This is a genomic window from Mesorhizobium sp. BR1-1-13 (assembly GCF_020165515.1).
Classification (GTDB): domain Bacteria; phylum Pseudomonadota; class Alphaproteobacteria; order Rhizobiales; family Rhizobiaceae; genus Mesorhizobium.
This window is the reverse complement of sequence record NZ_JAIUIH010000010.1, coordinates 38,428-55,914: the sequence shown is the minus strand read 5'-3', so window position 1 is coordinate 55,914 and position 17,487 is coordinate 38,428. Positions and strand designations below refer to the sequence as shown.

At 62.4% G+C, this 17,487-nt stretch carries 15 protein-coding genes; 9 read left to right on the top strand and 6 right to left on the bottom strand.

Features of this window, described 5'->3' with window-relative positions; genetic code table 11:
* Window positions 1-125: 125 nt before the first annotated feature.
* The 3 genes from LB533_RS21735 to LB533_RS21725 all read right to left on the bottom strand — a co-directional run bounded on the left by LB533_RS21735 (window position 126) and on the right by LB533_RS21725 (window position 5,219).
* The gene (locus LB533_RS21735) at window positions 126-2,030 is read right to left on the bottom strand and encodes an ABC transporter ATP-binding protein/permease (RefSeq protein WP_181169262.1); all 1,905 of its coding nucleotides are present in this window, start codon (window positions 2,028-2,030) and stop codon (window positions 126-128) included.
* 617 nt (window positions 2,031-2,647) lie between these two features.
* A complete protein-coding gene (locus LB533_RS21730; RefSeq protein WP_140638132.1) occupies window positions 2,648-3,328 on the bottom strand; it encodes a DsbA family oxidoreductase in 681 nt (226 codons plus the stop codon).
* A 70-nt stretch (window positions 3,329-3,398) separates the two neighbouring features.
* Window positions 3,399-5,219 carry an extracellular solute-binding protein gene (locus LB533_RS21725; RefSeq protein ID WP_224678217.1) on the bottom strand — a complete coding sequence of 607 codons (1,821 nt, stop codon included), beginning with the start codon at window positions 5,217-5,219 and terminating at the stop codon, window positions 3,399-3,401.
* A gap of 224 nt (window positions 5,220-5,443) precedes the next feature.
* Between LB533_RS21725 and LB533_RS21720 the strand changes: the two genes are divergently transcribed.
* A complete protein-coding gene (locus tag LB533_RS21720) occupies window positions 5,444-6,073 on the top strand; it encodes an invasion associated locus B family protein (protein ID WP_140638130.1) in 630 nt (209 codons plus the stop codon).
* A gap of 78 nt (window positions 6,074-6,151) precedes the next feature.
* Here the strand turns inward: LB533_RS21720 and hspQ are convergent, their stop codons facing one another.
* Window positions 6,152-6,475, bottom strand: coding sequence for a heat shock protein HspQ (gene hspQ / locus LB533_RS21715; RefSeq protein WP_181169261.1), 324 nt, complete (start codon window positions 6,473-6,475; stop codon window positions 6,152-6,154).
* 160 nt (window positions 6,476-6,635) lie between these two features.
* On the bottom strand, window positions 6,636-7,850 hold the full coding sequence (locus LB533_RS21710; RefSeq protein WP_140638129.1) for a UbiH/UbiF family hydroxylase: 1,215 nt from the start codon (window positions 7,848-7,850) through the stop codon (window positions 6,636-6,638).
* Window positions 7,851-7,962: 112 nt separating this feature from the next.
* On the opposite strand from LB533_RS21710, the gene LB533_RS21705 reads away from it, so the two are divergent.
* The 8 genes from LB533_RS21705 (at window position 7,963) to LB533_RS21670 (ending at window position 16,267) form a co-directional block, all read left to right on the top strand.
* On the top strand, window positions 7,963-8,859 hold the full coding sequence (locus LB533_RS21705) for a DUF2182 domain-containing protein (RefSeq protein ID WP_181169260.1): 897 nt from the start codon (window positions 7,963-7,965) through the stop codon (window positions 8,857-8,859).
* A gap of 14 nt (window positions 8,860-8,873) precedes the next feature.
* Window positions 8,874-9,488: a DUF1326 domain-containing protein gene (locus tag LB533_RS21700; protein WP_140638128.1), complete on the top strand. Its 615-nt coding sequence runs from the start codon at window positions 8,874-8,876 to the stop codon at window positions 9,486-9,488.
* Window positions 9,485-10,303: a phosphatidylcholine synthase gene (pcsA, locus tag LB533_RS21695; protein WP_140498605.1), complete on the top strand. Its 819-nt coding sequence runs from the start codon at window positions 9,485-9,487 to the stop codon at window positions 10,301-10,303. The genes LB533_RS21700 and pcsA overlap by 4 nt, the downstream gene beginning before the upstream one ends.
* A 27-nt stretch (window positions 10,304-10,330) precedes the next feature.
* Window positions 10,331-11,308 carry a quinone oxidoreductase family protein gene (locus LB533_RS21690; RefSeq protein WP_140638127.1) on the top strand — a complete coding sequence of 326 codons (978 nt, stop codon included), beginning with the start codon at window positions 10,331-10,333 and terminating at the stop codon, window positions 11,306-11,308.
* 215 nt (window positions 11,309-11,523) lie between these two features.
* Window positions 11,524-13,101, top strand: coding sequence for an ABC transporter ATP-binding protein (locus LB533_RS21685; RefSeq protein ID WP_181169259.1), 1,578 nt, complete (start codon window positions 11,524-11,526; stop codon window positions 13,099-13,101).
* Window positions 13,098-14,228 carry an ABC transporter permease gene (locus tag LB533_RS21680; protein ID WP_140638125.1) on the top strand — a complete coding sequence of 377 codons (1,131 nt, stop codon included), beginning with the start codon at window positions 13,098-13,100 and terminating at the stop codon, window positions 14,226-14,228. Before LB533_RS21685 ends, LB533_RS21680 begins: the two co-directional genes overlap by 4 nt.
* Complete coding sequence (locus LB533_RS21675; protein WP_140561203.1) at window positions 14,228-15,148, top strand: ABC transporter permease; 921 nt, start codon at window positions 14,228-14,230, stop codon at window positions 15,146-15,148. Before LB533_RS21680 ends, LB533_RS21675 begins: the two co-directional genes overlap by 1 nt.
* A 51-nt stretch (window positions 15,149-15,199) precedes the next feature.
* Window positions 15,200-16,267, top strand: a complete 1,068-nt coding sequence (locus tag LB533_RS21670) for a BMP family ABC transporter substrate-binding protein (protein WP_140638320.1) — start codon at window positions 15,200-15,202, stop codon at window positions 16,265-16,267.
* Between the two features lie 48 nt (window positions 16,268-16,315).
* On the opposite strand, the gene LB533_RS21665 is transcribed toward LB533_RS21670, so the two are convergent.
* Window positions 16,316-17,422 (bottom strand): acyltransferase family protein, encoded by a 1,107-nt coding sequence (locus tag LB533_RS21665; protein ID WP_224678216.1) that lies wholly within the window; start codon window positions 17,420-17,422, stop codon window positions 16,316-16,318.
* Between the last annotated feature and the right edge of the window lie 65 nt (window positions 17,423-17,487).

Genomic DNA, 17,487 nt, shown 5'->3' with positions numbered 1-17,487 from the left:
CCCTGTCAATCGAGGTGATCGAGGAAAATGCGGGCAACATGCCCCAGTCGCGAGACTGTGATCGCTGAAGCGTGTCGCGCCGAAACGGTAAAATGACTGGCCGGCCTATGCCGCGGCGAGTCCGGCTACTTCTGCTTCAGCCGGCGCGGGAAACGCAGCCATTTATCGTCGACCGGCCTTGGCACCGGCCCTGGCTGTGCGAGAATGGTGGTGAGCTCTGGAGGCAGGCTCGGAACCAGCGGCTTCTTGGTGGCGACGCCGTCGGCGATCGCGACGATCGAGTGGTAGAACTCGGCGCCAGTGACCGATCGCGGTGCCACCGCTTCATGCATGACGCTGATCACCGTTACATCGGGGCAGTTGTCCTTGATCGCCTGGTGGAAGGCAACCTTGCCTTCCGGATCGAGTGCGCCGGTCGCCTCGTCGAGGAACAGCAGCCCGGGTTGCTGGAGCACGATGCGGGCCACCACCAGCTTCTGTTTCTGGCCGCCGGACAGGACCTGGTCCCAGCTTTTGCCTTCGCGGCTTTCGTCGCCCATATTCTCGATGAAGTCGCCCAGGCCCGCCTTGTGCAGCGCGGACGCGACTTGCGCGTCGCCATGGTCGTGCTCGGAGCCCGGCAGGCAGACCAGCTGCTTCAGCGACACCTGCTGCAGCTTGACCTCTTGGGCGGCATAGAAACTCTTCACCCCTTCGGGGAAGACGATGGTGCCGCGGCCGTAGGGCCACAGGCCGTTAATGGCCTTGATCAGCGAGGTCTTGCCGCAGCCGGATTCGCCTTTCAGGAAGGTCCATTCGCCGCGCCGGAAGCGCAGGTTCGCCGCTACGAGGAAAGGCGTTGCGTCCTCACCCTGATGCGCCAGTTCGAGCTTCTGGATAGTCAAGCCGAAAACCGGGTTCTGGCTGGCGTAGCGGAAGTCGGAACGGCCGCTCTGGCTGTAGAATTCCTGGGGGTGCTGAACGTTCTCGATCGCATTGGCCAACTCGGTGACACGCTGGCTGTTGGCGCGCAGGGTGGCGATGGCGGGCATGACATGGATGAACCACGAACATTGGCCTATCAGCGAATTGACCAGTTCGGAGCCAGTTATGTAACCCTTCAGGTCGAAGCCGTTGTGGATGAACGGCACAAGGCCCGGCCCGTAGGCAACAATACGGGCGCCGATGAAATTGTAGATCAGCTCGAACGACATGTAGACGGTGTTGACGATGTTGAGCCGCGTCCACGTCCCGTCAATATCGCCATAGAGGCGGCCATGCATGGTCCTCTGCACGCCTTCGCCGCCCGAGGCCGCGACATGGAAGCTGCGGCGCAGGAATGTCGTCAGCTCGCCACGGTAACTGCCTTCGGCCTGCTGCATCCTGACATTGAGACGCTCGAGCATGCCACCGAGCTTCACCGCGATCCAGGTGTTGAGCGGCACGTAGATGGCGACGGCAAGGAGGGCGAGGATGGCGCTGCCATAACTGCCGAGGAATTCAAGCCCCTTCACCTCGACCGAGGTTTCGAGCAGCTTCTGGCCGACGAAATAGAGCGAGGTGGCGACACCCAGCACGCCCATGGCCAGGCCGATCGCGCCACCGGTCATGTCCTTGATCGATTCCTGGACGCGCTGATCGATGTTGTCGGGGGCCGGCGCGCCATTGCCGGTCGACGCATGCTGGGCGTGGAAATGGGTGTGGTTGCCGTCCAGCAGCGCCTCGTTGAAACGGCTGTCGAGCCAACCGCGCCATTTGCGGTGCAAGGTTGCCGATACGAGATTGCGGATGCCGGTGAAGCCCGCGTCCTTGAGCACCACCAGCAGCACCAGGATACCGGCATTGGCCAAAAGCGTCTGGAGCGGGGTGGTGTTGGCGGCGTCGTGGAAGAAGGCGATCGAGTTGACCAGTTCCCCGGATGCTTCTGCGAACCAGACGCCGGCCTTGCTGGACAGAGCGGTGAGCAGCGCGATCACCAGCGTCAGCGTCCAGGCCTCCTTCCACCGGTCCGAGACCCAGTAGGCCCGCATCAGGCCCCAGAAGCTGCGCATCGAGGAAACCGGGGTCAGAAGCGATCGCCTTGCGGCATCGCTGTGTAGTCCATCCGTTCCTGACAGTTGCGGTGGTCTGCCGACCCGAATCACAATCCCGCCCAAACCTTTTTTGTTTTGTTACGGATGGTAACACCAATTGATCATTTTCCATTAATTTTTATAGGGATGCAGCGGGATTGAAGTGGAGGCCGTGGCTGCAGGGCAACAGGTTCGGCTTCCCGAGCGTCGCGCCAAAGCCGACGAAAAGGGGATTTAAGCTAGTGATGTCAGGTAATTACGCGGCATCAGAGCGCGGCGTTTCTACCTTCCCTTAGGGAAAGCAGTCGCACGAATTTGTGACCCGCTTGGCCTGCCCGGCAAGCCGGCTTTTCATCCCAGGCTAATCAAAATTCCGGAAAACACGTCGCCCCTGGACGGCTGATTCTTCGCCGGCATGTCCACGCCGGAGGTCCGGAAATGACCTGACACGCTGGGCAAGCCGTCGATCGACCGGACCGGCGGCATCAGCGCAGACCGCGAGGCCGGGAAAGCCAACGTGATCGCGGAACCCACCGGCCAGGCGTTGCCTCACGCCCGGGCAGGGCTGTTTGAAAATCCTGCGTTGAAGGTCGGGCTCAATCGACTTTTTCCAGTTCGCCACGCGCCTTGGCGGCGGCTACCTGGCGGATGGCGTCGGCGAGCGTGTCGACGTCCTGCGCGCCCATCACCGCATATTTTCCCTCCAGCAGGAAGCATGGCACGCCTGATATGCCCATGCGCGACGCGGTGGCGATCTCGGTGCGAACCGCCTCGACATCGGCATCGGTCGGCAAGAGCGTCTCGACAACGGATGCATCCATTCCGGTCTCGCGCGCCGCCTCGACCAGCACGGCGTGATCGCCGATGTTGGCGCCTTCTTCGAAGTTCAGTTGGAACAGGCGGCGCACCAGCCGGTTCTGCACGTCCTCGCCGGCCGCACCGGCCCAGCGAATGACGCGATGGGCATCAAGCGTGTTGGGCGCGACCTTGATGGCGCCGAAAGCGAAGGAAATGCCTTCGGCTTCACCGAGCGGCTCGATCCGGGCGTGAATCTGGCGAATGTGTTCGTCGCTACCGAACTTGGCCAGCATGTACTCGCGGCGATCCTTGCCTTCCGGCGGAATGGTCGGGTCGAGCTGGAACGGCCGCCAGCGTATATGCACATCCACCTCGCCGGCGGCGGCGACCGCCTTGTCCAGCCGCTTCTGGCCGATGAAGCACCATGGGCAGACGACGTCGGATACCACGTCGACGGTGATCGCATTCGCTTGGCTCATCTCGATCTCCTGAACGTTTGGGTGCCGTGCACTTCCCCGAGAACCGGGCTTCCACTCCTCGGGCCCATGCTCAGTTCGGCTTGCGCCACCAGGTCGGCAACTGGTAACCGAATATGGGCGTCTTTTGCGGATGGTCCAGATAATTCCAGTAAGCGATCCATTGCTGCGTGTTGTACTGCATCGGCACCATGTAATTGCCGGAGATCAGCAGCCGGTCGAGTACGCGCACGGCGGCGACGTAGTCCTCCTTGGTACGGGCGCGCAACATGGCCTCGATCGCAGCGTCCACCGCGGGATCGGCGACGCCGGCGAGGTTGAACGAACCTTCAGCCTTGGCGGCGGAGGATGACCAACGCCCGATCTGCTCGATGCCGGGCGAGAGCGAATTGTTGAAGCCGCTCGACCCGATCAGCACCTCGAAATCGAAACGCTGCTTGCGCGATTGGATCTGATCGCCGTCGAGGCTGCGGATGGAGACATCGATGCCGATCTTTTTCAGCGTGCGCTGATAAATGCCGGCGAGACGCTCCTCGTCCTGCGAGGCCGTCAGGATCTCGAAGCCGAAGGGCTTGCCTTCGGGGTCGAGCATCGTGCCGCCCTGCAGGTGGTAGCCGACGCTTTTCAGGAGATCGAAGGCAGCCTTCAGCACCTTGCGGTCCTGGCCCGAGCCATCAGTCACCGGCGGCCGCCAGGTTCCGTCCATGACGTCGGCCGGCACGCGGCCGGGGTAGGGCGCCAGCAACGCCTTTTCCCTGTCGTCGGCCGGATGGCCGAGCGCGGAAAGCTCGGAATTCTGCCAATAGCTCATCGTGCGCGCGTATTTGCCGCCAAACAGGTTCTTGTTGGCCCATTCGAAGTCGTAGAGCATGCCGAGCGCCCGACGCACCATGGGATTCGAGAATTTCGGCAGCCTCGTGTTGAACAGGAAACCGGTCACGACGGGCGGAATGCCGGTATCGAAGTTTTCGGCAACCACCTCACCCCTATGGAAGGCGGGAAAATCCAGATCGCGTTCGCGCTTCACCGGATCGCTATCGTCGTCGATGGCGCAAAGGCCTTTCTTGAACGCCTCGAGCTTGGCATTGGCGTTGAGGAAATATTCGATGGTGATCTGGTCGTAATTGTCGAAGCCGCGCTTGGCCGGAACATCCTTGCCCCAATAGTCCGGGTTGCGCTTGAAGACGATGCGCTGGCCGGGCGTCACCTGTGCGATCCTGTAGGGGCCGCTGCCGATCAACGGCTTCAGCGTCGTCCTGTCGAAAGTCTCGATGTCGAAGGCGTGCTTGGGAATGATCGGCGTCAGCGCGATGATCAGCGGAAACTCGCGATCGGCCTTGTCGTTGAAGGTGAACCGCACGCTGTGATCGCCGGTCTTCTCAAGCTTGGCAATCCTGGCCATGCGGTCGCTGTAGGGCGGACGGCCTTTCTGCGTATAGGCATCATAGGTGAACAGCACGTCCTCCGGCGTCACCGGCTGGCCGTCCGACCATTTTGCATTCGGGTTGAGATGGAATTCGATGCTCTTGCGCTCGGGATCCATGTCGGCCGACTCGGCAAGCAAGCCATAGAGCGTGAAGGCCTCGTCGGCATTGCGCTGCATCAGCGGCTCGAAGACCAGATTGCCGAAGATCGTGTCCATCATGCCGCGCGCCGTGGTGCGCAGGCTCTTCAGGATGAAGGGGTTGAGATTGTCGAAACTGCCGACGACGCAATAGGTGATGCTGCCGCCCTTCGGCGCGTCGGGATTGACGTAGTCGAAATGCGCATAGTTGGGCGGTAGGGCCGGCTCACCCTGCATGGCAATTGCATATCTGGGTTCCGACGCCGCTGGCTGGGACGAAAGGACGAAAAATGATGTCGCGGTGATCAGCCAAACGAGAACGCGGCCCATGACCGTCTCCTTACCGGGTCGGCTTGATGATTCGGTGCGCACCCTAGCATGAGGCACCGCCAATGTTCGTTGCCAAGAATCGCAGATTGCAGGCTGGATTCGGCACCGCTTGCAGTGTAACACGCCGTCCGAAGTCATTCTGTTGCCTCATTTCGGCAACAGGTAGCTGGACCACACGGCGCGAAGAAGCCGGTCCCGGGATCATTTGAGAGGAAGTGCACGACATGACGAGCCTGAACAGCAATGCGTACCGCCTGTCGGTCATGGCCGCTGGCGTGATCGGCTTTCTGGGCGCGGCAATTCCCGTTGCTTCCGCACAGCAGCAACAACAGATCCCGCAGGGCTGGTTCAAGGCTTGCACAAAGCAGGAAGACGTCGACATCTGCAACGTGCAGAACATCACCACCGCCGGCAACGGCCAGTTGGTCACCGGCGTGAGCCTGATCGAGCTGAAAGGCAAGGTGAACCGCAAGGTGTTCCAGGTGACGGTTCCGACCGGTCGTCTGGTTGGTGCCGGCATTGGCCTCCAGATCGATACCGGCAAAACGCAGAAGCTTGAATATGTGGTCTGCTTCCCCGACCGCTGCGTTGCGGAAGTACCGCTGACCGATCAGCTCGTCGCCTCCTTCAAGAAGGGCCAGGCGATCACCTTGACCTCGATCAATTTCCAGAACCAGCCCAATCCGATCAAGGTCGCGCTGCAGGGTTTCAGCGGCGCCTATGACGGCCCGCCGCTGCAGCAGTCGGACATCGAGGACCGGCAGAAGAAGCTCCAGGATTTCGTCGCCAAGAACAACCAGGACTTCGCCAAGAAGCTCAAGGAAGAGCAGGACAAGGCGAAGACCGCGAACTGATCGGTTCGGGCATTCTCAAAGTCACACAAAAAGCGGGGTCATGCCCCGCTTTTTTGCTTCTGCACCTGACCTGGCTGATCAGTGCCTGGACTGCCGTTTCGGCTCGTAGCGCCCGTCCGGCTTTTTGTCGAACATCTCGTTGATCTGTGGATGGCGGACCGGTTCTCCCGACTGGTCCTCAAGCAAATTCTGCTCGGACACATAGGCGATGTATTCGGTTTCCGAATTCTCGGCGAGCAGATGGTAGAACGGCTGGTCCTTGCGCGGGCGCACGTCGACGGGGATGGCCTCGTACCATTCGTCCGTATTGGCGAATTGCGGATCGACGTCGAAAATGATTCCCCGGAACGGAAACAGCCGATGGCGAACCACCTGTCCGATCGCGAATTTGGCTGTTTTCATCGTACTCACCACTGAATTCCTTGGCTTTATTTGGCGCAGACTCCGAGTCAATTCAATCCCGAAGCGTTTGTGCGTCCTCAAGCTGCCTATGATGCGGAGCAAAGATTTTGGGCGGGCGGCCGGCCATCGATGCCTGCCGGCAGCAAATGTGTTCGTAAGCTCACCGCTGGCGCGCTTGCTTCCCCAGGCCTCCGCCAAGCGCCGCAAACCCGCTGCCGGGACGGAGCCCTTCGCGCATGAAGAAAGCGCGAAGCGGTGCAAAACCGCCAAGCACGCCGAGCCCGGCGCCGCGCGCCATCTGCGCCGGCAACATGTCGGAAAGCAGCGACATGTTCAGCAGATTGACCGCGCTGCTGCGCGCCAGAATATCGGGCCGGCGCTTGAAGTCATAGACGGCGAGGGCTTTCGCGGTCCCTGGGTCTTCATAATTTTCATTCGCGATTCCAATAAGATCGTCGATATCCCTAATGCCGAGGTTGAGCCCTTGTGCGCCGATCGGCGGAAATACGTGGGCGGCTTCGCCGACAAGCGCCACCCGGTCGCGCGCAAAGCGCAGCGGCGTCGCGGTTGCGAGCGGATAGACCTGCCGGCCCGGCTCGACCGTCACCCGGCCCAGCATCGACTGCATCCGCTGTTCGACCCGCAGCGACAACGTCGCATCATCCAGCGCGGCGAGTTCCTTGGCGGTCTCGGGCTTTACCACCCAGACCAGGCTCGAGCGGTTGCCGGGCAGCGGAACCTGCGTGAACGGACCGGTTTCGGTATGGAGCTCGGTCGAGGTGAAGGCATGATCGCGGCCGTGAGCGAAATTGAGCACCAGCGCTGCCTGGGGATAAGTCCGCGCGGCAGTCGAGATTCCCGCCGCCTGGCGCGCCGGCGACAGGCGCCCGTCGGCGGCAACCGCCAGGGACGCCTCGATCACGCTGCCGTCGGCAAGGGCCGCGCGCGCCTTGTCCGCGCCGAGATGCCAGGCGTCGACCATGGATGTCAGCCATGCGATCCCGGAATGCGCGCCAACCCTGCCGGCGAGCGCGGGAATGAGGACGCTGTTGGGCAGGTTGAGCCCGAACTGATCCTCGTCGATCTCGCTGGCGCGGAAAGTGACGACCGGACTGCGGATCAACCGGCTGGTCGCGTCGACGATGCGCATTACCTTGAGAGGGGCGGCCTGTGGCTTGATGTCGGCGAGGACGCCCAGCCGCTCAAGCACCTTCAAGGCAGGGTTCATCAGAGCCGTCGTGCGGCCATCGGGGGCGGCTGCCTCCGGCCCGACGAGCGTCACCGGGAAGCCGGCATCAGCGAAACCGAGCGCGGCGATCAGCCCTGCCGGCCCCGTGCCTGCGATGAGTATCCGTGCTGTTTTCTGATGCTCCAAGATCGGCTTCCGGCTTGCAATGCTAGGCAGCCCACGCGACCCGCCACTCGATGAGCATATAGGTCAGGTCATACAGCTTGATCAACGGGGCGATTCGGCCCATTCGAAGGTCATGACCGGCCGCCAGGACGACTTCAGCCATCTCGACAGCGCAGGCCGTGCGACGGCCGATATCGCGCGCAACCCGCGTTTGACGGTGAACCTCGTTGTCGGCGCCGGCATCCTGCTTGCCTGGCTGTCCCTGGCCGCAATGGCGATCCGCGCCGCGGAGGGACGCGCCGCGGGTATCGGCGCGCCCGGCGACGCCTTGTTGAAAACCCTGCCGCAGCTGCCGTTGCCCGATTCCCTGGCCCGGTTCTTCGCGCTGTGCCTCTCGGCCGCGCCCCTGGACGGAGATATCGGCCCGCGCGCCGCTGCGCTGACGGCAATGTGGTTCCTGATGGCGACCGCGACGATGCTGCCCTCGGCGGCGCCGATGATCCGAACCTATTGCGAGATCGCCGATACGGCCAGGATCAGGCATGAGCCGGTCGTCCATCCGCTGGTGCTGGTATCAGGCTATCTCTCGATATGGCTGGCCGCGTCGGCTGGGTTTGCGGCGCTGACGCTCGCCCTCGATGCGTTCGCCTCGTCAGGCCAGATGCTCGATCCAGTCCTGGGCATTGCCGGTGCCGTCGCCCTGCTGGTTGCCGGCTTCTACCAGTTCAGCGGCTTGAAGGAGGCCTGCCTGAAGAAATGCAGGAACCCGTTCGCGATCCTGTTTTCCAACTGGAGCGCGCGGCCTACAGCCATTTTCAGGCTCGGCGTCGCGCAAGGCATCTGGTGCCTTGGCTGTTGCTGGGCACTGATGCTGGTGATGTTCGCCGTGGGCGTGATGAACGTCTTCTGGATGGCGCTGATCGGCCTGTTCACCCTGATCGAAAAACAAACCGCAAGCAGGCTTCCTACCCGGCTGGCCGGTGCGATACTGCTTGTCTGGGCAGCCGCGCTGCTAGTAGTCTCGCTATGAGTGGGGGAAACTCGATGACGGATCCGAGCTGGGCAATGAAAGGGGAGCTCGTACTCTCCTGCAATTGCACGGTTTTTTGCCCTTGCGTGCTGTCGCTGGGCAGCCATCCTCCGACCGAAGGCTATTGCCAGACCTGGGCGGGTTTCCGTATCGATGCCGGTCATTTCGGAGAGGTCGACCTGTCAGGCCTTAATCTCGGGCTGATCATGGAAATCCCCGGCTATATGAGTCGCGGCAACTGGACCGCTGGCCTGTTCATCGACGCCAGAGCCTCGATCTACGCCGTCAAGGCGTTGACGAAGATCTTCACCGGCAAGGCGGGCGGGACGACGTCGCTGCTTTCGATCCTCGTCGGCAAATTCCTCGGTGTCGAACAAGTGCCGATTACCTATGAGACACGCGACAAGACGCGTATCTTCCAGATACCGAAGATCATCGATGGGGCGGTCACGCCAATTGTCGGCAAGGACCGCGACAAGGACACCGTGATCAGCAATTCGGAATATTGGATCGCGCCGGAGATCATCGTGGCCAAGTCCGACAGGAGCAAGATGCGAGCCTTTGGTCGCAACTGGAATTTCGGCGGCCGTTCAGCCGAAATCTGCAAGCTGGACTGGCAGGGCCCGTGAGCAAGAACACAACGGCCAGGAAAGCCGCCAAGAAAATCGCCGACCGGATTCCGCGGCCGAAGAAGAAAGTCACCTGGCCGCAGGCGCGCGCCTTTTCGGTGCATCTCCTGACTGCCTCCGGCTCGTTCCTGGCCTTCCTGTCGCTGGTGGCGGCGAGCGAGGAGCGCTGGACGGCCATGTTCTGGTGGCTGGGGCTGGCGCTGTTCGTCGACGGCATAGACGGGCCGATCGCGCGCAAGCTCGAGGTCAAGGAAATCCTGCCGACATGGTCGGGCGAGCTCCTCGACAACATCATCGACTATGTCACCTATGTGCTGATCCCGGCCTTCGCGCTCTATCAGCGCGGCTTCATGGGCGAGGGCCTGTCGTTCCTGTCGGCGGCCATCATCGTAGTGTCCAGCGCGATCTACTATGCAGACACCGGCATGAAGACGAAGGAGAATTTCTTCAAGGGATTTCCCGTTGTCTGGAACATGGTGGTGTTCACGCTGTTCGTCATCGAGCCGGGACAATGGGTCTCGTTCGCGGTGGTGGTGGTGGCGGGCATCCTGACATTCGTTCCGATCAACTTCATCCATCCGGTTCGGGTGGTGCGGCTGCGGCGCATCAATCTCGCGATGACCCTTTTGTGGTGCGCTTTCGGCGCGCTTGCGCTTGCGCAAGCGGCACTCGCGGCCTTCTATGACCAGATCGGTGTGCTGGGCGCGCAGGTCAGCACCTTCATAAAGATTGGCATTACCGTTACCGGGCTCTATCTCGCCTGTATCGGTGGCATCATGCAGTTCTTTCCAAATCTCGGTGCCAAAAAAGCCTGATCGGCAAATTTCTCAAGGAAGCCCACCATGCCTAAAGCAGTCCGCATCCACGCCCATGGCGGTCCGGAAGTCCTGGCCTATGAGGACACCGATCCCGGGCAACCGGGATCGGGGCAGATCCTGGTCAGGCACACGGCAATCGGCCTCAATTTCATCGACGTCTATTATCGCTCCGGTCTTTATCCGCCGCCCGGCGGGTTTCCGCTCATTCCCGGCAGCGAAGCCGCCGGTTCAGTGCTGGCAGTGGGCGAGGGCGTCGACTGGCTGAAGCCTGGCGACCGGATCGCCTATGCCGTCGCCACAGGCGCTTATGCGCAGGAGCGCGTCATCGATGCCAGCAAGGTCGTCAAGGTGCCGGACGGCATCAGCGACGAGCAGGCGGCAGCGATGATGCTGAAAGGCATGACCGCCGAATATCTCTTGCGCAGGACCTTCAAAGTCAAGGCAGGCGACACCATCCTGTTCCATGCGGCAGCCGGCGGCGTCGGGCTCATTCTCGGCCAATGGGCGAAGCATCTGGGCGCGACCGTTATCGGCACGGCAAGCTCGACCGACAAGATCGAGCTCGCCAAGGCACACGGCTTCGACCATGTCATCAATTACAAGGAGCAGGATTTCGTCGCCGGCGTTGCGGCCATCACCGGCGGCAGGAAATGCGATGTCGTCTATGACTCCGTCGGCAACGACACATTCCCGGCCTCGCTCGACTGCCTGAAGCCGCTCGGCATGTTCGTCAGCTTCGGCCAGTCGTCGGGACCGATCCCGCCATTCTCGATGTCGCTGCTGGCGCAGAAAGGCTCCTTGTTCGCCACGAGGCCGACGTTGTTCGTCTACAATGCAAAACGCGAGGATCTGGACGCCTCGGCCGCGGCTTTGTTCGAGGTCGTGCTCAGCGGCGCCGTCGAGATCAAGATCAACCAGCGCTATGCACTGAAGGATGCGGGCAAGGCCCATGCGGATCTCGAAGGCCGCCGGACCACGGGTACGACCATACTGGTTCCCTGACGGGAACTGCCCTGGTTTTCATCTCTCTGCCGCAGGTCTGGGCACGGTTTGCGCGAAAAGCCGGCCCGCCGCGTGGTTGCGCGAAGAAGACTGATCTTTGCCCTTGAGTTTCCGCTGAAATTCTTGAAGCTCTTTCAAGTCGAGTGCTGCTTTCGCATGAGAGCTGGCCGCGCATACGATGCTTGCGGGAACACAGAACATATCCGGGAACCCGGATGGGAGGCACTGTGAGTGCAAATCATAACGGAGCGAATCTGCTTGAGGTTCGCGGCCTTACCAAGATTTTCGGCACGCTGACGGCGTGCGATCATGTCGACCTCGACATAGCCAAAGGTGAGATCCACGCGCTGCTCGGCGAGAACGGCGCCGGCAAATCGACGCTGGTCAAGATGCTGTTCGGCTCGCTGGAACCCAATTCCGGCGAGATCTTCTGGAACGGCCAAGCCGTCAGAATTACCAGCCCGGGCGTCGCGAAAAAGCTCGGCATCGGCATGGTGTTCCAGCATTTCTCGCTGTTCGAGGCATTGACGGCGGCCGAGAACATCGCGCTTTCCCTGGATGACGGTTCGCCGATCAGCAGCATCGCCGCCAAGGCGAGGGCGCTTTCCTACAGCTATGGTCTGCCGCTCGATCCGGAATCGCTGGTCGGCGACCTGTCGGTGGGCGAGCGCCAGCGCATCGAGATCATCCGCTGCCTGCTGCAGACGCCGCAGCTCATCATCCTCGACGAGCCGACCTCGGTGCTGACGCCGCAGGAGGCTGACAAGCTGTTCGAGACGCTCGAACGTCTGCGCTCGGAAGGCAAATCGATCCTGTACATCTCGCACCGGCTGGAGGAGGTCAAACGCATCTGCGACCGCGCCACCGTGCTGCGGCACGGCAAGGTGGTCGGCCACTGCAATCCGCGCGAGGAGACTGCCGCGTCCTTAGCCCGCATGATGGTCGGCAACGAAGTGCAGGCCGTGGTGCGGGCGCCGGTCGCGGGCATCGAAACAGCGCAGTCCCTGCTCGAAATCCGCGGCCTCAGCCGCAAGCCGGCGACGCCGTTTTCGATCCCGCTCAAGAACATAAACCTCACCGTCCGCGCCGGCGAGGTGATCGGCATCGCCGGCGTCGCGGGCAATGGCCAGGGCGAGTTCTTCGAATCCGTTTCCGGCGAAGTCCTGCAGCCGGATGCCGCTTCGGTGCGTATTCGCGGCAAGGATGCAGGCAGCCTCAGCATCACCGGGCGCCGGCTGCTGGGTGCCGCCTTCGTGCCGGAAGAGCGCCTCGGCCATGGTGCCGCGCCGCGCATGCGGCTCTCGGAAAACCTGCTTCTGTCGCGCCATGCCACCGACGGCAGGACCTTTGTGGGCACGGGCGGAATGGTCAAGAGCGGCACCGTCTACGCCGCCGCCCAGCGCATCATCGAGGCGATGGACGTGCGCAAGAGCGCGCCAGATCCGGAGGCAGCAGCGCTCTCGGGCGGCAATCTCCAGAAATTCATCGTCGGCCGCGAACTCGACCGCAGGCCTGACGTCATGGTGGTCAACCAGCCGACATGGGGTGTCGACGCGGGTGCCGCCGCCCATATCCGCCAGGCACTGATCGAACTTTCCCGCAGCGGATCAGCGGTGCTGGTCATCAGCCAGGACCTCGACGAACTGTTCGAGATATCGGATGCGATCGCGGTGATGCACAATGGCGAGCTGTCCAGGCCGCTGCCGATCGCCGAAGCGACCTTCGAAAAGATCGGCCTGCTGATGGGCGGCGCCGAACCAGGCCACGCCGAACACACGCTGGAGACGGCATGATGCGCCTCGAACTCGTCAAACGGCCGCAGCGTTCGGCGCTGTTTTCCATGCTGTCGCCATTCATCGCCTTCGCGCTGACGATCATCGCGGGCGGCATCATGTTCGCGCTGCTCGGGGTCAATCCGTTCAGCGCGTTCAACATCTATTTCATCGAGCCGATCAGTCAGGTCTGGCAACTGCATGAGCTGGCGATCAAGGCGGCGCCGCTGATCCTGATCGCGGTCGGCCTGTCGGTCTGCTACAAGGCCAACATATGGAACATCGGCGCCGAGGGCCAGTTCATCTTCGGCGCCATCTTCGGCTCGGCCGTTCCGGTGCTGTTTCCTGGGTTCGAGGGCCCGCTGGTGCTGCCGCTGATGCTTCTGCTGGGCATGGTCGGCGGTGCCGCCTACGCGGCCATCCCCGCATTTCTGAAAACCCGCTCCAGCACCAACGAGATCCTGACCAGCCTGATGCTGGTCTATGTGGCACAACTCTTCCTCGACTGGCTGGTGCGCGGACCGTGGCGCGACCCGCAGGGCCATGGCTTCCCGCAGACCATCCAGTTCGGCGACTCGGCCATCCTGCCGGAGCTGATGCCGGATGCCGGCCGCGCCAATTGGGGCTTTGTGTTCGCGCTGGTCGCGGCGGTGCTGGTGTGGCTGATGATGAGCCGCATGCTCAAGGGTTTCGAGGTTCGCGTGCTCGGCTCCAGCCCAAGGGCAGGGCGCTTCGCCGGCTTCGGCCTCAACCGCATGGTCTTCTTCGCCTTCCTGCTGTCGGGCGCGCTGGCCGGGCTTGCCGGCATATCGGAAGTTTCCGGCGCCATCGGGCAACTTCAGCCCGTCATTTCGCCCGGCTACGGCTTCACCGCCATCATCGTGGCGTTCCTTGGCCGCCTCAATCCGCTCGGCATCGTTGCGGCGGGCCTGGTGCTGGCCTTGACCTATCTCGGCGGCGAGGCGGTGCAAAGCGCGCTCGGCATCTCCGACAAGGTGGCGCGCGTATTCCAGGGCATGCTGCTGTTCTTCGTGCTCGGATGCGACACGCTCATCCATTACCGCATCCGGCTGATCGGTCTGGCGCTGACCAAATCGGAGAGTGCTGCGAAGCTCGAGGCCGCGCCAAAGTTGAAGGAAGCCCGCTGATGGACATCACCGTCAACATCCTCCTGACCATCGCCACGGCGGCGACGCCGCTGCTTATTGCGGCGATCGGGGAACTGGTGGTCGAGCGCTCCGGGGTGCTCAACCTTGGCGTCGAAGGCATGATGATCATGGGCGCGGTCGGCGGTTTCGGCGCAGGCTATCTGACCGGCTCGCCCTGGATCGGGCTCTTGGCGGCCATCGCCATGGGCGCGCTGTTCTCGCTGCTGTTTGCCGTCATGACGCTGTCGCTGGCCACCAACCAGGTGGCGACCGGCCTGTCGCTGACGCTGCTCGGCCTCGGCCTCTCCGGCATGATGGGAACCAGTTTCGTCGGCCAGCCCGGCGTCAGGTTGCCCAATCTCGATATTCCCGGGCTCAGCTCCATCCCGGTGGTGGGCAGACTGCTGTTCGGCCAGGACCCGTTGTTCTACATCTCGATCGCACTGACGGCCGCCGTGATGTGGTTCCTGTTCAGGACGCGCACCGGGCTGACACTGCGCTCGATCGGCGACAGTCACGCCTCGGCGCATGCGCTCGGCATCAAGGTCATCCGCTACCGTTATCTCTCGGTGATCTTCGGCGGCGCCTGCGCCGGTCTTGCCGGCGGCCATCTCTCGCTGGTCTACACGCCACAGTGGGTCGAGAACATGAGCGCGGGCCGCGGCTGGATCGCGCTTGCGCTGGTGGTGTTCGCGTCCTGGCGGCCGTGGCGGGTGCTGGCGGGCGCCTATATCTTCGGCGCGGTGTGGATCGGCCAGCTTCATGCACAGGCTTTTGGCATTCCAGTGCCTTCGCAACTGCTTTCTTCGTTGCCCTATCTGGCGACCGTCGTGGTTCTCGTTCTAATCTCGCGCAACAAGCGTCTGACGATGATGAACACACCGGCTTCCTTGGGGCAGCCATTCGTTCCGGATCGTTGACAACAATAACAAGACGGGAAGCTCCAAGGCTTAACTCAGAGAGGTAACATGATGAAAAAACTGCTTATTGCCCTGATGACGACGACAGCGGCATTTTCGCTGGCCGCGTCCGCGGAGGCCGCCGACAAGCTGAAGGCATGCTGGGTCTATACAGGCCCGATCGGCGACTTCGGCTATTCCTACCAGCACGACCAGGGCCGTCTCGAAGTCGAAAAGGCGCTCGGCGACAAGGTCGAGACCGCTTATCTGGAGAACGTCTCCGAAGGGCCCGATGCCGACCGCGCTTTCGAGCGTCTGGCGCGCGAGGGCTGCAAGATCATCTTCGGCACGTCCTTCGGCTTCATGGACGCCGAAGTGAAGGTCGCCAAGAAGTTCCCCAAGGTGATGTTCGAGCACGCCACCGGCTACAAGACGGCGGACAATCTCGGCATCTACAACGCGCGCTTCTATGAAGGCCGCTATGTGCTCGGTCAGATCGCGGCCAAGGAATCGAAGTCCGGCGTCGCCGGCTACATCGTCTCCTTCCCGATCCCGGAAGTGGTGATGGGCATCAACTCCTTCATGCTCGGCGCGCAGTCGATCAATCCGAATTTCAAGGCCAAGATCGTCTGGGTGAATTCCTGGTTCGATCCGGGCAAGGAAGCCGATGCGGCCAAGGCCCTGTTCGACCAGGGAGCCGACATCATCGTCCAGCACACGGATTCGACCGCGGCACTGCAAGTGGCCGAGGAGCGCAAGCTGCACGGCTTCGGCCAGTCGTCCGACATGATCAAGTTCGCGCCGAACGCGCAGCTGACCTCGCTGACCGACGAATGGGGTCCCTACTATATCAGCCGGGTCCAGGCCGCCATCGACGGCACCTGGAAGCCCGACAATGTCTGGCTGGGCATCAAGGACGGCGCGGTGAAGCTCGCGCCCTACACCAATATGCCCGACGACGTGAAGGCGATGGCCGAGGCGACCGAGAAGAAGATCGCCGACGGCTGGAACCCCTTCACCGGACCGATCGCCAAGCAGGATGGCACGCCGTGGCTGAAGGACGGCGAGGTCGCCGATGACGGCACGCTGCTCGGCATGAATTTCTACGTCAAGGGCGTCGACGACAAGTTGCCGCAATAGGTTTCACGTTAGGTCCGACAGGGAAAGGGCGCCGCGAGGCGCCCTTTCTCATTCGGCGGCTTGCGCGGCCGCCGGGACATGGCGAAACCGCGCCAGACCGGCGTCCACCGCGAGGCTGAGCCGGATCCTGAGCCAACGCTGCACCGGCCGCTCGAAATAGCGCCAGATCGCCCACGACACCAAAACCATGAGCGCCACGCAGGTCCACGCTGCAATCCATTTTCCGGCCAGCGGCGTCAAGGCGTTGATGAGGAGATAGCCGGCATTCTGGTGAAGGAGATAAAGCGGGTAAGTCAGCCCGCCGAGAGCCAGCGTGAACGCCGACGGTCTGATCCGGTCGCGCAGCAGGACAGCGCCGATCAGCGCCGCGTGCATCACCACGTTGGCGGCCACGAGATGGGCGGACGAGACCGCAATGCCGTAGTGCCCGATCATCCACTGTTGCGTCACAGACAGCGTATAGCTGGAGAGCACGAAGGCGGCCGCCAGCAGCAGCAAGGCCGGCACTGAGCGACCATGCGCGTGGAGATGATGGACCAGCATGCCGGCGGCGAAGAATGGGCCGAACTCGGTGAGAAACAGAAGCCGCGCCGCGCCGCTGCCGAGGAAGAGTTCGTTGACGGCCGAGATCGCCAGCCAGCCGAGGATCAGCGCCAATTTGCATCTCTGGAAAACGCCGGCAATAAGGGCCAGCGTCACCCATCCGTAGAAAACCACTTCGAGCACGACCGACCAGTAGACGCCGTCCATGAAAGGCTGGCCGAAGGCCGGCGCGAACATTATGAGATTGGCGAGATACTGGCTGAAGGAGGCTGGGAGCAGTGGCGTGCCGGAAAAGGTGATAACCGCGAAGCTTATCGTCATGCAGAGCAGAAAGCCCGGATATAGACGCGCGAAACGCGCGACGGCGAATCTTTCCCAGCCGCGGCCTTCCGCCGACCATGCGATGACGAAACCGCTGATCAGAAAGAAAAGATTGACGCCGAGATAGCCGTACAGAGCGAGCGGCGCGGCATGAGGATAGCCCGCCGTGAGAAAGCCGTCGGCGGCCGCGCCGCGGAAGAAATAGTGAAACAACACGACGGCCAGCGCCGCCGCCAGCCTCAACAGGTCCAGCGTCGCGATATAATCCTGGCGGACAGGTTTGGGATCCATCCTTAGTCCCTGCGTTTACGGCCCGGAAACCATAAAGCAGGCGGCGACCAAACAGGGTAAATGGC